This window comes from Arthrobacter sp. Bz4 (assembly GCF_003075455.1).
In the GTDB taxonomy this organism is placed as follows: Bacteria; Actinomycetota; Actinomycetes; order Actinomycetales; family Micrococcaceae; genus Arthrobacter_D.
Genome location: NZ_QDAE01000005.1, coordinates 114,964 through 128,786, shown reverse-complemented (window position 1 = coordinate 128,786; position 13,823 = coordinate 114,964). Strand labels below are relative to the sequence as shown.

Annotated in this window: 12 protein-coding genes and 1 pseudogene; 6 read left to right on the top strand and 7 right to left on the bottom strand. The window is 66.0% G+C overall.

Features of this window, described 5'->3' with window-relative positions; translation table 11 throughout:
• Window positions 1-294 precede the first annotated feature (294 nt).
• The 5 genes and pseudogenes from DDA93_RS17085 to DDA93_RS06245 form a co-directional block, all read left to right on the top strand.
• A pseudogene (locus DDA93_RS17085) lies at window positions 295-1,320 on the top strand (beta-galactosidase); the annotation flags it as partial.
• Window positions 1,275-2,282 (top strand): beta-galactosidase trimerization domain-containing protein, encoded by a 1,008-nt coding sequence (locus DDA93_RS17080; protein ID WP_347693147.1) that lies wholly within the window; start codon window positions 1,275-1,277, stop codon window positions 2,280-2,282. The pseudogene DDA93_RS17085 and the gene DDA93_RS17080, both read left to right, overlap by 46 nt.
• On the top strand, window positions 2,269-3,198 hold the full coding sequence (locus DDA93_RS06255) for a sugar ABC transporter permease (RefSeq protein ID WP_035766270.1): 930 nt from the start codon (window positions 2,269-2,271) through the stop codon (window positions 3,196-3,198). Before DDA93_RS17080 ends, DDA93_RS06255 begins: the two co-directional genes overlap by 14 nt.
• 92 nt (window positions 3,199-3,290) lie before the next feature.
• Window positions 3,291-4,124, top strand: coding sequence for a carbohydrate ABC transporter permease (locus DDA93_RS06250; protein ID WP_026040908.1), 834 nt, complete (start codon window positions 3,291-3,293; stop codon window positions 4,122-4,124).
• A gap of 79 nt (window positions 4,125-4,203) precedes the next feature.
• Complete coding sequence (locus DDA93_RS06245; RefSeq protein WP_116778317.1) at window positions 4,204-5,535, top strand: extracellular solute-binding protein; 1,332 nt, start codon at window positions 4,204-4,206, stop codon at window positions 5,533-5,535.
• 200 nt (window positions 5,536-5,735) lie between these two features.
• Here the strand turns inward: DDA93_RS06245 and DDA93_RS06240 are convergent, their stop codons facing one another.
• Window positions 5,736-7,427: a glycoside hydrolase family 3 N-terminal domain-containing protein gene (locus DDA93_RS06240; RefSeq protein ID WP_347693146.1), complete on the bottom strand. Its 1,692-nt coding sequence runs from the start codon at window positions 7,425-7,427 to the stop codon at window positions 5,736-5,738.
• Between the two features lie 108 nt (window positions 7,428-7,535).
• Between DDA93_RS06240 and DDA93_RS06235 the strand changes: the two genes are divergently transcribed.
• Window positions 7,536-8,675, top strand: a complete 1,140-nt coding sequence (locus tag DDA93_RS06235; protein ID WP_116778316.1) for a glutamate--cysteine ligase — start codon at window positions 7,536-7,538, stop codon at window positions 8,673-8,675.
• A gap of 49 nt (window positions 8,676-8,724) precedes the next feature.
• On the opposite strand, the gene tsaD is transcribed toward DDA93_RS06235, so the two are convergent.
• From tsaD to DDA93_RS06205, 6 genes are all read right to left on the bottom strand, one after another.
• Window positions 8,725-9,801: a tRNA (adenosine(37)-N6)-threonylcarbamoyltransferase complex transferase subunit TsaD gene (gene tsaD / locus DDA93_RS06230; protein WP_116778315.1), complete on the bottom strand. Its 1,077-nt coding sequence runs from the start codon at window positions 9,799-9,801 to the stop codon at window positions 8,725-8,727.
• Window positions 9,798-10,241: a ribosomal protein S18-alanine N-acetyltransferase gene (gene rimI / locus DDA93_RS06225; protein WP_116778314.1), complete on the bottom strand. Its 444-nt coding sequence runs from the start codon at window positions 10,239-10,241 to the stop codon at window positions 9,798-9,800. The genes tsaD and rimI overlap by 4 nt, the downstream gene beginning before the upstream one ends.
• Complete coding sequence (tsaB, locus tag DDA93_RS06220) at window positions 10,238-10,897, bottom strand: tRNA (adenosine(37)-N6)-threonylcarbamoyltransferase complex dimerization subunit type 1 TsaB (RefSeq protein ID WP_116778313.1); 660 nt, start codon at window positions 10,895-10,897, stop codon at window positions 10,238-10,240. The genes rimI and tsaB overlap by 4 nt, the downstream gene beginning before the upstream one ends.
• Window positions 10,898-10,906: 9 nt before the next feature.
• Entirely contained in the window at window positions 10,907-11,443 is a 537-nt protein-coding gene (gene tsaE, locus DDA93_RS06215; RefSeq protein ID WP_243400538.1) for a tRNA (adenosine(37)-N6)-threonylcarbamoyltransferase complex ATPase subunit type 1 TsaE, read from the bottom strand.
• The gene (gene alr / locus DDA93_RS06210; RefSeq protein WP_116778311.1) at window positions 11,430-12,605 is read right to left on the bottom strand and encodes an alanine racemase; all 1,176 of its coding nucleotides are present in this window, start codon (window positions 12,603-12,605) and stop codon (window positions 11,430-11,432) included. The genes tsaE and alr overlap by 14 nt, the downstream gene beginning before the upstream one ends.
• A 61-nt stretch (window positions 12,606-12,666) precedes the next feature.
• The gene (locus DDA93_RS06205) at window positions 12,667-13,755 is read right to left on the bottom strand and encodes a carbohydrate kinase family protein (protein WP_116778310.1); all 1,089 of its coding nucleotides are present in this window, start codon (window positions 13,753-13,755) and stop codon (window positions 12,667-12,669) included.
• Window positions 13,756-13,823: the final 68 nt, after the last annotated feature.

Genomic DNA, 13,823 nt, shown 5'->3' with positions numbered 1-13,823 from the left:
GCTGCCTGCGGCCGTGGCCTGCCCCAGGCTCGCATCGCACCCGCGGCCAAATAATTTCGTTGACAAGCAAATGTGACGTGCCTTACTCTGGGAACGTTCACAGAAGACCTCGAAGGCGAGTTCATTAGCCCGATTCTGGGAGCGTTCACAGAACGCATCCGCTTCACCGGCCGCCCTCGAACTGAACGTCCACTATCGACGACGAGGAGCCCGGTTGAATTCGAGCACCACCACTGTCACAGATCTCTCCGGCAACGGAGACCTGGTCTACGGCTGCGACTACAACCCTGAGCAATGGGATCCGCCGTGTGGCCCGAGGACATCCGGCTGATGAAGGAGGCGGGCGTCAACCTCGCCGCCATCAACATCTTCGGCTGGGCTGAGCTGGAACCCGCCGACGGCGTCGTGACGTTTGACCGGCTGGACGAGGTCATTGCGCTGTTGCATGCCAACGGTATTTCGGTGAACCTCGGGACCGGCACCTCCTCCCCTCCCCCCTGGCTGACCGCCCTGCACCCGGAAATCCTTCCGCAAATGGCCGACGGCACCCGGCGGTGGCCCGGCGGACGCCAGGCGTGGTGCCCCAGCTCCCCGATATTCCGCGAGCGCGCACTCCGGCTGGTGGAGCGGGTGGCGCAACGGTACGGCAACCACCCCGCGGTCACCGTATGGCACGTCTCCAATGAACTGGGCTGCCACAACGCGCTGTGTTACTGCGACGTCTCAGCCGCCGCGTTCCGCACCTGGCTGCACCACCGCTACACCACCGTTGACGAGCTCAACCGGGCCTGGGGCACCTCCTTCTGGAGCCAGCGCTACTCGGACTGGGCACAGATCCTCCCCCCGCGGGCCACCATTTCGGCTTTGAACCCCACCCAGGAACTCGATTTCCAACGCTTCAGTTCCGACGCACTGCTTGACTACTACCAGGCTGAAGCCGCAGTGATCCGGAACCACAGTTCCATCCCCATCACCACCAACTTCATGGTTGCCGCCCACATCCGCAACCAGGATTACTGGACCTGGGCCCCTGAGATGGACGTCATCGCCAACGACCATTACCTCGACCACCGGCTCGACGCGCCCCTGGTTGAGCTGGCGTTCGCCGCCGACACCACCCGCGGACTCGCCCAGGGCAAGCCGTGGCTGCTGATGGAACATTCCACCGGCGCCGTAAACTGGCAACCCCGCAACATTGCCAAGGGGCCCGGCGAGATGGTCCGCAACTCACTCGGCCACCTGGCACGTGGCGCCGATGGCCTCTGCTTCTTCCAGTGGCGCGCGTCTCTGCAGGGCAGCGAGAAATTCCACTCCGCCATGCTCCCCCACGCCGGCACCGATTCGCAGACCTGGCGCGACGTCGTCGGCCTCGGCGCAGCCTCCGAAAGCTGCGCGAGCTGGGCGGAACCACGGTGCACGCCGAGGTGGCGCTCGTCTTCAGCTGGGAGGCATGGTGGGCCCACGACCAGGAGTCGCACCCGTCGGGTGACGTCAGCTACATCGGCCAGGTCCACGCTGCCTACACTGCGCTGTGGGAAGCCGGACTCACTGTCGACGTCGTCGCCCCCGGCGCTCCGCTCTCCCGCTACAAGCTGGTGGTGGTCCCGAACCTGTATCTGATCCGGGACGAGCATGCCGCGGTCATCAGGGATTTCGTCGACGACGGCGGGTCCGCCTTCATCAGCTTCTTCAGCGGAATCGTTGACGAGAACGAAAGAGTGCGCCCCGGCGGGTACCCCGGAGCATTCAGGGACCTGCTGGGTATCCGCACGGAGGAGTTCTTCCCTCTCGATCCGGCACATCCGCTCACCCTCGACAACGGGTCCCCCGCCTCTCTCTGGTCCGAAGCGCTCCACCTCACGAGAGCCGAAGCCATCCTGAGTTATGCCACCGGCACCCACGTGGGCACCCCAGCAGTGACCCGCAACCACTATGGGGCCGGTGAGGCCTGGTATGCCGCGACGGTACTGGACCGTGGCGTCTTGAAGGACCTGCTGCTGCGAGCCGCGGTGACCGCCAGCGTGACACTGCCCGAGGTGCAGTCAGGGCTCGAGTCGATCACGCGGCGCGGCAACGGCCATGAGTACGTTTTCCTGATCAACCACACCACCGAGGACCGCAAACACCGGGTCAGCGGCCTGGAACTGTTGACTGACGAGGCCGTGTCCGGCGTCGTCGTCGTTCCCGCCGGCGCAGTGCGCGTGGTTCGTACCACCCCAGAAATCCCCGACGCCCACGGCCTGGCTCAGGGCCGAAAGGATGCAGGCCATGACAGTCACTAACCCTCCGGTCGGGGCGCCAAAGGCCCCTCCGGTCGTGAGGAAAAACCGTTCGTCGGGAGCGCAGCGCCGCGCCGTCGCCCTGTTCATCGCGCCGTTCGGGCTCCTGTTCCTCGCCTTCTACGCAATTCCGATCGTCTACGCGATTGTGCAGTCGCTGCTCACCGTCGAGCGCGAAGGGACATTCGGCGCACCCCGCCAGGTCTTCGGCGGCTTTGTGCAGTACGAGCAGGTCTTCCAGGACGGCGCGTTCTGGGCTTCGGTGGGCCGGGTGATGGTGTTCGGCGCTGTACAGGTGCCCATCATGCTGGGGCTGGCGCTCCTGTTCGCCCTGCTGCTGGATTCACCGCTGTTGAAGGGGAAAAAGTTCTTCCGCCTGGCGTTCTTCGCCCCCTACGCCGTCCCGGGAGTAATCGCCGCCATCATGTGGGGGTTCCTCTACTCGCCGTCGCTCTCACCCTTCGGCGCGGTGACATCGAACGTCGACTTCCTGTCGGCGAACCTCGTGCTCTGGGCCATAGCCAACATCGTGACCTGGGTGTATGTCGGGTACAACATGCTCATCATCTATGCGTCGCTGCTGGCGATCCCCACCGAAATCTACGAGGCCGCGAGGCTCGACGGGGCGAGCAACATCCAGATCGCGTGGCGCATCAAGATCCCCCTGGTGATCCCGGCGATCATCCTGACGGCGGTCTTTTCGATCATCGGCACCCTGCAGCTGCTCGCCGAACCGCAGACCCTGCGTAGCTTCAGCTCGGCGATCAACAGCACGTTCACGCCCAACCTCGCGGTCTACACCACCGCGTCGGTTCCAAACTACAATCTGGCCGCGGCGTTCTCGGTGGTCCTCGCACTCGCCACGTTCATCCTCTCCTTCGTCTTCCTGAAGTCGACCCAGCGGAAGGTTACCCAGTGACCGCAGCCCCAGCCACGGCCTCCAAACGCCCACGCGGTGGAGGACCCAGACCGCCCCGGGAAGACACCGCGCGTGGACCCCGCCAGAGCATCATGTCGCGCAGCGCCGCGATGCTCATCATGGGTGTTTTCACGCTCTACTTTCTGACCCCCATCTGGTGGCTCCTCACCACCTCAACGAAAACCGGTGGCGAAATCACGTCGACGGCGCCGCTGTGGTTCACGGCGAATTCGTTCGGAACCTTCTTCAACAACCTGGGACGGCTATTCACCTACAACGACGGACTGTTCGGCCGGTGGCTCCTGAACTCGGCCATCTACGCGGGGATCGGGGCCCTGCTCGGCACCGTCATTGCCGCGATGTGCGGGTACGCGCTCGCTAAATACGAGTTCAAGGGACGCGAGGCGATCTTCAACATCGTGCTCAGCGGTGTCCTTGTTCCCGCGACAGCGCTGGCTTTGCCGCTCTTCCTGATCTTCAGCCAGGCCAATCTGACAAACACCATGTGGGCGGTGTTCCTGCCGAGCCTGGTCAGCCCGTTTGGCGTCTACCTGGCCCGGATCTACGCGGCGGCCAGCGTCCCCGGGGAGTTGCTCGAGGCAGCGCGACTGGACGGATCGGGGGAGGTCCGGACCTTCTTCACGGTCTCCACCCGCCTGATGGCTCCCGCGCTGGTCACGATTTTCCTCTTCCAGTTCGTGGCGATCTGGAACAACTTCTTCCTTCCTCTCATCATGCTCCGCGATCAGGTACTCTTCCCGGTCACCCTGGGCCTCTACGCGTGGAACAGCCAGATCAGCCAGATCCCCGAACTGCGGTCCCTGGTGCTTGTCGGAGCTCTCGTCTCGATTGTCCCGCTGATCATCGCGTTCCTCGCACTACAACGCTTCTGGAGCAGCGGGCTCGGCGCCGGCGGCGTCAAATAGCACACAGATTTTCACAATCAGCACCACCTGGTGCAGGGACATCCGCTCCTGCACTGAACTACCACCGATAGGAAAAACAATGCGCGCGCATTACGGAAAAGTCACCGCGGCCTTTGCCATCTCTGCGCTGGCTCTCACCGGTTGTTCAGCCGGCGGGGACAGCTCGGGCGGAGGGGCCGAAGCGGCACCCTGCGAGGCCTCCGAGGGGCCAGTCGAGCTGAACTTCACCACCTGGGTTCCAGGGATGGACCAGGTAGTTGAACTGTGGAACGAGGAGAACCCGGACATCCAGGTCACCGTGCAGACCGGACCCAACGGCAACTCCGGTACCTACCAGAACTTCTTCAATCAGATTCAGGCTGGCAACGCACCCGACCTCGGCCAGATCGAGTACGACGCACTGCCGAACTTCCGTGTCCAGGACGGGCTGGAAAACATCGCCGAGTGCGCTGGCGTCACGGAGGCCGCCGACCAGTTCGTCGATTGGACGTGGGGACAGACGACCTTCGGCGAGGAGGGCTCCGTCTACGCCATCCCGCAGGACAGCGGCCCCATGGCCATGTACTACCGCGCCGATCTCTTCGAGGAGGCCGGCATCGAGGTTCCCACCACCTGGGAGGAATATGCCGTTGCCGCCGAGCAGATCAAGGCGGAGGGCGCCTACATCACCAACTTCCCCAAGACTGACGTCAACTGGTTCGCTGGCATGGTCTGGCAGAACGGCGGCCAGTGGTTCGCCAACGACGGCGAGAGCTGGGACGTTAATCTGACCGGGCCCGAGTCCGAGGAAGTCGCGACCTACTGGCAGGACCTGCTGTCGGAGGACCTCGTGTCCACCCTCCCGTCCTTCTCGGACGAGTGGAACGCATCGTTCAACGAGGGCCAGCAGTGGACCTGGGTTTCGGCCGTGTGGGGTGCAACCACCCTGTCCGACGGCGCACCCGACACAGCAGGCAAGTGGGCCGTTGCCCCCATGCCGCAGTGGGAAGCAGGCGGAGAAACCGCCGGCAACTGGGGTGGCTCCTCCACCGCTGTGCTGAAGGGCTCAGAGCACCCGGCCGAGGCAGCGCAGTTCGCCTTGTGGCTCAACACCGACCCTGAAGCCCTGGCCCTGGCCAACGAACTCGGCGGGCTGTACCCAGCAGCAAAGTCTGCGACCGAGCTTGAGGCCTTCGCTGGCGGCGTCGAATTCTACGACGGACAGCAGATCTATGATGTCTTCGCCGAAGCCTCAGCGAACGTTGACCCCAACTTCACCTGGGGCCCGACCATGACCCAGACCTACACTGACGTCTCCGACGGTTTCGGTGCAGCGATTGGCGGCTCCGGCACACTGCTGGATGCGCTCAGTGAAGGCCAGCAGCAGACCGTCGATGCACTGACAGCGCAGTCCATCCCGGTCCAGGAATAGCAGTAGCCTCCCTACCCGGCCGTTAGCGCGGCGGCGTTGTGACGGACCCGGATTTGCATGAGTAGTTGATGCCGATCCGGGTCCGCTGTTCATTCACCGCAATGCACCCGTCCGGGTCAGTAACCCGCTGCGCCCGGTCACACACACCGCTGCCAGCTCGTCCTCCCGACCGGGTCGCCGGTTAGCCGGTTAACAGCCGCTTAGCAGCCGGTTCCGGCGTCGTACCCGGCAGCGTCGACCGGAAGTTGTCCCGGCGCTGGAGCGGCCCCCGTCAGGACAGCCAGCACGGCGGCGAACGCGCCCGGCGTGTTTCCGTACGCAGCAATCTCCACGGGAGCGTCAACCGCTTCCAGCCACCAGGGGGCATCCAGCGCGACGGCGACGTCGGCCGGCGCTGCACCGGTCCCGCCAGCACCGACCAATGAAACTGTGGTGCCGCCAGGGCCCACAGTAACCCCCGCCGCCTCAGCAGCCTCGGTAAACCGTTGGGCGTCGGCTTCAGTACCACCGACGACCGAAGCCGTACCGTTCAAGAGGTCCCCGCCGCACTGGCCGGTGAGCACGGTGATTGCAGCTGCCGACGCCACACCGCTCGCCTCCGCCTGCTCCCCTGGTTCGGCCGGGTCGGCTTCAGCCGCCAACTCCGCCTGCCACAGCATCAGCGAGACCACACGGGTCGCGGCCTCGGCCAGCCGTTCGTCGGGGAGGCTGCCGTCGTCGATGGCGGCAACAATTGCCGCGTGTGCGGCGTACGAGTCGGTGGGCATCAGGAGCAGGTCCGCGCCGGCGGCTAGCGCACGGGGAGCCGACTGCCCGCCCGGGTATAACTCTTCAACGGCTGCCATGTTCAGGGCGTCGGTGACTATCACTCCGTCGAAGCCGAGCCCGCGCAGCGCTGCATAGTTCGGCGCCGAGACCGACGACGGCACGCCCGGGTCCACGGCGTCAACGGCGATATGGCCCATCATCATCACCGGTGCTCCCGAGTCCGCCGCGGCTTTGAACGGCACCCAGTCGCGGGTCTCAAGCTCCTCAAGGGAGGCGGTCTGCACCGGCAACTCAAGATGTGAATCGGCGGGTACCGACCCGTGCCCGGGGAAGTGCTTCACACTGGGCAGCACAGCCGACTCCAGTATTCCGGTGACGGCCGCCGAGCCAAGCTCGCCGACCAGGGCCGGGTCATCCGAATAGGCGCGGGCACCGATGGTGGGGTCACTGGCCCCGGTGGTGACATCGACCGACGGGGCGTGGTTCATGGTGAACCCAAGACCCGCGAGTTCGGAGTTCATGGCTGTCATTGAGGTTGCCACCAGCGCCGGATCCCCGGCGGCACCGTAGGTCATAGGAGTTGGCCAGCTGGTCAAGGGTGCGCCGAGGCGGGCAACCTGCCCGCCTTCCTGATCCACGGAGATGACGGCGGGCCAGGTCCGGCCGTCAGCAGCGACGGCTTCGGCCAGGCCGGACGTGACTGCTGCCATCGCGTCCGCATCGGCTGTCCCGTCACCGGCCAGTGGAACGTTGTCTCCCATAATGATGCTGCCCGCGAGGTGCAGGTCGCGGATGGCCTGTTGCTGTCCGGTCGGATCGGTGCCAGCGTAGAAGCCCACCATCACCTGCCCCGCCCGCTGCTCGGTGCTCATCGCAGCGACGGCGGCAACGGCGTCGTCGTAATTCGCGGTACTCGGGCCCCACGGCAACACGGGGTTGCTGGGTGCCGTCGGTTTCGGGGACGACGACGTGGGCGGACTCTCGGGGGAGGGCGACCCGGTGCCGTTGCCCGCGGGGGTGCACCCGGCCACGAGCAGGAGCGTGAGAACCGCTAATCCTGTCTGGCGTAAGCCCCGAGGACGTGGCGGAATCCCAGTGTTCGCCCGGCGGGCTGCGCGTTTCACTGTATCGATGCTACTCCTGCTCTAATATTGGGACAGTTCTCTTCCGCGGATGACGCGATACCGAGGCAGAATTTTCCAGCAGTCCGGTACCGGTCAGGAGCCAGCTACATGAAGATCGAATTTGCGCAATCAGCCCAGTCAACGCTCGGCGTGGAGTGGGAACTCGCTCTGGTGGACCGCTACAACGGCGATCTGGTCTCGGTTGCCAATCAGGTCCTGCGGGGAGTCGCGGCCAACCATCCCGAGTTGCAGGAGGATGAGGAGCACCCCCATATCAAGCAGGAGTTGCTGCTGAACACGGTGGAGCTGGTGACCGGCATCTGCCACACGGTGGCCGAGGCGAAAGCTGATCTTTCCCGCTCCCTGGCAGCGGTCCGCGAGGTCACCGACCCGATGGGCGTTGAGCTGTTCTCCGCCGGCTCGCACCCTTTCAGCGTGCCACGGTCCCAGCCGGTGACCGATAAGGAGCGCTACTTCAAACTGATTGATCGCACCCAGTGGTGGGGCCAGCAGATGGTCATCTACGGTGTCCACGTGCATGTGGGGCTGGATCGCCGGGACAAGGCGATGCCGATCCTGGACGGCCTGGTGAACTATGTGCCGCATTTCCAGGCGCTGTCGGCGTCGTCGCCGTTCTGGGGTGGCGATGATACGGGGTACGCGTCGCAGCGTGCCCTGATGTTCCAACAGCTACCCACCGCTGGATTGCCGTTCCAGTTCCCCTCCTGGGCGGAGTACGAGTCCTATGTGCAGGACATGTTCACCACCGGGGTGATCGACTCAGTGAACGAGATCCGGTGGGATATTCGACCGGTCGCGAACCTGGGCACCATCGAAATGCGGGTTTGCGACGGACTCTCAACCCTCCAGGACGTGGGAGCAGTTGCTGCGCTGACCCAGTGCCTCGTCGACGAATTCTCCACCACCCTGGACAATGGCGGAACCATCCCCACCATGCCGCCCTGGCATGTGCAGGAGAACAAGTGGCGTGCCGCCCGCTATGGGATGGAAGCCATCATTATCCTGGACGCCCAGGGCAAGGAGCAGCTGGTCACCGAGCACCTCGTGGAGGTGCTGGAGCGGCTGCAGCCGGTCGCGAAGAAACTGGGCTGCGTCGAGGAGCTCGGTGATGTGGAGAAGATCCTGGCCCGCGGTGCTGGCTATCAGCGGCAGCGTCGGGTCGCCGCCGAGCACGACGGCGACCTCAGCGCCGTCGTCCTCGACATGGTGGCCCAGCTTCGCGAATAGCCCCCACTCCGCTGCCCCCAAAACCCCGGATCAGTTGGTGGTGGTGGGGTCAGGCGAAGACGCTGGTCACCGGGAGCGAGGAATCGGTGGCGAAGCGCAATCCCGTGGGCTCCCCACCATTCATCACGATCTGCGCCCCGAGGGCCGCCACCATTGCACCGTTATCGGTGCACAGGGACAGCGGCGGCACCGTTAGGGTGATCCCGGCGGCCGCGCAACGCTGGGCGGTCAGCGTCCGCAACCGCGAGTTGGCGGCCACCCCGCCGCCGAGCAGCAGACTGGTGATCCCGTGTTCACGGCAGGCCAGCACGGCCTTGGAGGTGATCACGTCGACCACCGCCTCCTGGAAGGACGCCGCGATGTCGGCAACGGGGAGGTCGACGCCGTCTGCCTCGTATTGTTCCACGCAGCGGGCGACGGCGGTCTTCAGGCCGCTGAACGAAAAGTCGTACCGGTGTTCTCCGGGCTGCTCCGCCGTTCCGAGGTACTTGGGCTGGGTGAGCCCACGGGGAAACCGGATCGCCTTCGGGTTACCGTCGGCGGCAATCCGGTCTATTGCCGGGCCACCCGGGTATCCGAGCCCGAGGATGCGGGCCACCTTGTCATAGGCTTCACCGGCGGCGTCGTCGATGGTGGACCCGAGCAGCTCGACGTCGAAGGCCAGGTTGTTGACCCGCAGTATCTCCGTGTGACCACCCGACACCAGCAGGGCACCGAGATTCGGGGGGAGGCCGTCCGGGAACGCCGAATCCAGCACGCCCACACCCACGTGGGCCACCAGGTGGTTGACGGCGAATAGCGGTTTGCCGGTCGCGAGCGCCAGGGCTTTCGCCGCCGAAACACCCACCATCAGCGCACCCGACAGCCCGGGCCCCGATGTCACAGCGATAGCGTCGATTTCCGCCAGTGAGACGTCAACCTCAGCGAGCGCCTGGTGCAGGGTGGGAACGAAGGCGTCAAGGTGCGCCCGGGAGGCGATCTCGGGGATCACTCCCCCAAACCGGACGTGTTCATCCATTGAGGAGGACACCGTGTTGGTGAGCAGTTGCGTGCCACGGACCAGCCCGACGCCGGTCTCGTCGCAGGAGGATTCGATGCCGAGGACCAGCGGATTGTCACGGTTCACAGGATCAGCCTCATCACCCAGGCGTCGACGCCGTCGCGGTAGTATTTTCGCCGGGTATGAATATGCTCAAACCCGGTCAGCGTATAGAGTTTCTGCGCCCGGGGGTTGTCAGCCCGGACTTCCAGGAGCACTTCGGTGGCGCCGCGGTGTCGTGCCTCGGCCAGCAGCTCGTTCAGCATCGTGGTCCCGATTCCCTGCCCCTCATAACCGGGCAGCACGCCGATCGTCTGGATGTCGGCAGTCGCCGCCACACACATGACTCCCGCATAGCCGACCATGCGGCCCTCGATCTCGGCGACAAGGTAGCGGCGTGTTTCGGTCTGGGACACCTCATCCAGGAACATCTCCAGCGGCCAGGCGTCAGTAGGGAACAGTTCCAGCTCCAGGCGTGCGACAGCCGGAACGTCCTGCAGCAGCAAATCGCGCAACGAGAAGCTCATCCGGTCGCCCGCTTCCGGGGGCCGGGGACCCGCGCGTCGGACTCCCGCAGGTACAGCGGAGCGGTATCCAACAACGCCAGCCCAGCGGAGAGCCGCCGGGAGGCGGACCGCCCCAACGCCGCGGCCGAGGGGTGCAGTTCGGTGAAGCCTGCGACTCCTGCCAGGACGTCGGGGTAGAGGCCCGCGCCTTTGCCATAGGTCGGGAGGGCAGGGAGCGACGACGGCGCGCCCACGTGCGGCCCCTCCAGCACCCCGGGGACGCCGTCGTCGGCCCGGTACCGGGCCCAATAGACCTCTTTCCGCCGGGCATCCGTGGCGACCAGGAACTCGCCGGTCCCGGCATGCGCTGCAGCGTCCTCGGCGATGGAGTCGAGACTCATCACTCCGTGCAGCGGCACGTCCCAGACGTAGGCGAGAGTCCTGGCGGTAGCCAACCCGGCCCGCAGCCCGGTGAAAGGTCCCGGTCCAACGCCCACCACTATCGCCGTCAGATCCGTTCCGGTGATACCCGCTTCGGCCAGCAGATCGGCGACTGCGGGGGCGAGCACCTCCGCGTGGCTCCTCGTGTCTTCGGTCGCGAAAGCCCCGGTCACGACGCCGTCCAGCACCAGGGCTGCACTCGCCGCGGCGGAGGTATCGAGGGACAAAATCAGCATCCTGCCAGCCTAATCGAGGGAGCCGACGACAGACGGCGTATTCGCCCAGCGCTGACCGTACCCTTCGATCAGGACCCGTCGAGGCTCGTCGTCGTCATCGGGGTCAGCGGAGGCGCCGGCCATCGCTGGCCGGTCAAGATGAATCTCGAGGTGGCTCTCGGCCAGATGCTCCACCCGCCCGGCTCCCCACTCGACGACTGTCACGCTGGTATCCATGGTCGATTCCAGGTCGAGGTCATCGATGTCGGCGGCGGATTCCAGCCGGTAGGCGTCGGCGTGCACGAGCGCCGGCCCGCCGGCCAGCGGTGGGTGCACGCGGACGAGGACGAAGGTAGGAGAGATGATCCCCGGCCGGACGCCAAGGCCTTCGCCCAGCCCCTGGGTGAAGGTGGTCTTCCCGGCACCGAGTCCGCCGGTGAGGATCAGCAGGTCACCGGCCGCCAGGTCGCCGCCGAGCGCCGCGGCGAACCGTTGCAGTCCGGCGGCCGAGTGCACGGTGAAACTCCGGGACCACGCCGGTCCGCAGTGCCCGCTACTGGTCTGCATTGGCGCTCGTGTCGTTGAGGTAGGTGCGGGGGACGCGGCCACTGATCCGCGTCACGATCTCGTAGTTGATCGAGCCGCTGGCGTCAGCCCAAGCGTCGGCCGACGGTTCGTCGGGGCCGCCACCGAACAGCACCGCCGGGTGGCCCAGCGGGCTTCGCCCGGTGCCGGCAATTCCGGTGGTCTGCAGGTCGATGACCAGCTGGTCCATGGCGATCCGGCCCACCACCGGGTACTGGCACCCATCCACCAGCACCGGTGCACCGGTGGCGACCCGGGGGACGCCGTCGGCGTAGCCCACCGGGATCAGCGCCAGCGTTGTGGGTTGGGTGGTGCGGTAGCTGAGGCCGTAGGAGACCCCCTGCCCGGCGGGTACTTCCTTGCAGTTGGCCACCGAGGTGACGAATCGCATTGCGGGGCGCAGGCCCAGCGCCTGCGAACTCTGGCCGCGGAACGGTGAGAGCCCATAGATGCCGAGCCCCACCCGCACCAGGTCGAAGTGCGTGTCTGGGCGGGACAGTGCGCCGGGGGTGTTGGCGAGGTGGCGGAGTTCGAGGTCGACGCCGGCGTCCTCGGCCACCGCAACCGCCGCACGGAAGCGGCGGACCTGGTCGTCCGTTTCGTGGCGGTCCGGTTCGTCGGCGACTGCCAGGTGGGAGAAGACCCCGACCACCCGGAGGAGCCCGGCCTCCTGCTGCTCCAGCGCCCGGCCGATCAGCGTGTCCCACAGTTCCGGTGGGCAGCCGTTGCGTCCCAGCCCGGTGTCGATTTTCAGCTGGATCCGCGCGGGCAGTTGCTGGCGCCGGGCCGCTGCCACTACGTGGTCGAGTTCCCATCCGGAGACGCCAATGTCGATACCGTTTCTGATGGCCGCCCCGAAATCGGATTCGACGGTGTGCAGCCAGGCGAGGATGGGTGCTTCGATGCCTGCTTCACGCAGGTCCAGCGCCTCCGAGATGTGGGCGACGCCCAACCAGGCGGCACCGGATTCCAGTGCGGCACGAGCCACCTGCCGGGCGCCGTGCCCGTAGCCGTCGGCTTTCACTACCGCCATGACGCGGGCCGGGCTGACGACGTCGGCGATGTGCCTGACATTGTGACGCACTGCGTCCAGATCGACCTCGACCCGCCGTTCGGCTGCCGGGGGTTCAGCTAAGAAACTCACTGGTCCATTCTGTCATTCCTGCGCGGGGGCTCCCGCCGGGCGACCCCGCGCTCGATGAGGTTCACGCGTCGGATTGGCGGGCGATGGTCGCCGAAGCCCGCCGCACTGCTTCCAGCGGAACACCCGAGACCATGTCCTCGAGGAACTCGTAGCGTTTCAGCCACTGTTTGCGGACCTTGTCGCGGGATTCGCTCACCCGGTGCCACCAGTCGGCAATGTCACCCCACCCGGGTGCGGCGAGGGACCCGCCCACTTCCTGCACGGACAGGGCGGCGCACAGGTTGGCGAACCGTAGCCGGTCGGCGAGGGAGAACCCGGCGAGGTCACCCATCACGAAAGCGGCGGCGAAGCAGTCACCCGCCCCGGTGGGGTCATAGGCTTTCACCGGCAGGGCCGGCACCCACTCCTCTTCCCCCGTGATGGAATCGATGGCGATGGCCCCCTGCTGGCCCACCGTGACCACTGCCACCGGCACCCGGTCGGCGAGCGCATACAGGGCCGCCCACGGGTCGTCGGTGCGGGTGTAGGCCATCGCCTCCACATCGTTGGGCACGAAAGCGTGGAAGTACTGCAACGTATCCAGCGCATTTCCCGACCACTGCCCGGTGGGGTCCCAGCCCACATCACCAAACAGTTTGGTCCCATTCGCCTGCGCGGCGAGCGCCCAGGGTTCCAGCTGCGGTTCGACGCTGACGACGGCGGCCCGGGCGCGCGGCGGCGGGTCGCCGAGCAGGTCGGTGGCGGAGACCGGCGAGGGGTGGCCGTGGGTCACCATTGACCTGTCGCGTTGCACCGACAGGGACACCGTGACCGGTGAGTGCCAGTTCTCGAATGTCCTCGACCGGGACAGGTCAACATGTTCCTGATCCCGCAGGATGCCCTTGTTGTAGTCACCGTAGCCATCGTCGCCGAACGCCGCCGACAGGGTGGTGCGTAACCCCAGCCGGCTCGCGGCGATCGCCTGGTTGGCAACACCACCCGGGCAGGATCCCATCCCGTCAGCCCACACCTCGGTGCCCGGTGACGGCAGGTGTTCAAGGCCGGTGAAAACAATGTCGAGGAAGACTGATCCGCTGAGGAGCAGGTCAAACTCCGGATCGGACGCGGAGCGGCTATCAGCCAGAGGATCAAAACGATGCGCGGTGCCCATGTACGGCACAATACTCTTAGGCCTCCGGCGCGCAGCACACGTGTGACGCCGGACGCCCGCTTATGAGG

Coding starts and splice junctions, on each gene's coding strand:
- DDA93_RS06245 (WP_116778317.1), top strand. CDS start 4,204: ATGCGCGCGCATTACGGAAAAGTCACCGCGGCCTTTGCCATCTCTGCG.
- rimI (WP_116778314.1), bottom strand. CDS start 10,241: ATGAGCTTCTCGTTGCGCGATTTGCTGCTGCAGGACGTTCCGGCTGTC.
- DDA93_RS06205 (WP_116778310.1), bottom strand. CDS start 13,755: ATGGGCACCGCGCATCGTTTTGATCCTCTGGCTGATAGCCGCTCCGCG.
- tsaB (WP_116778313.1), bottom strand. CDS start 10,897: ATGCTGATTTTGTCCCTCGATACCTCCGCCGCGGCGAGTGCAGCCCTG.
- DDA93_RS06250 (WP_026040908.1), top strand. CDS start 3,291: ATGTCGCGCAGCGCCGCGATGCTCATCATGGGTGTTTTCACGCTCTAC.
- tsaE (WP_243400538.1), bottom strand. CDS start 11,443: ATGCAGACCAGTAGCGGGCACTGCGGACCGGCGTGGTCCCGGAGTTTC.
- DDA93_RS06255 (WP_035766270.1), top strand. CDS start 2,269: ATGACAGTCACTAACCCTCCGGTCGGGGCGCCAAAGGCCCCTCCGGTC.
- DDA93_RS06235 (WP_116778316.1), top strand. CDS start 7,536: ATGAAGATCGAATTTGCGCAATCAGCCCAGTCAACGCTCGGCGTGGAG.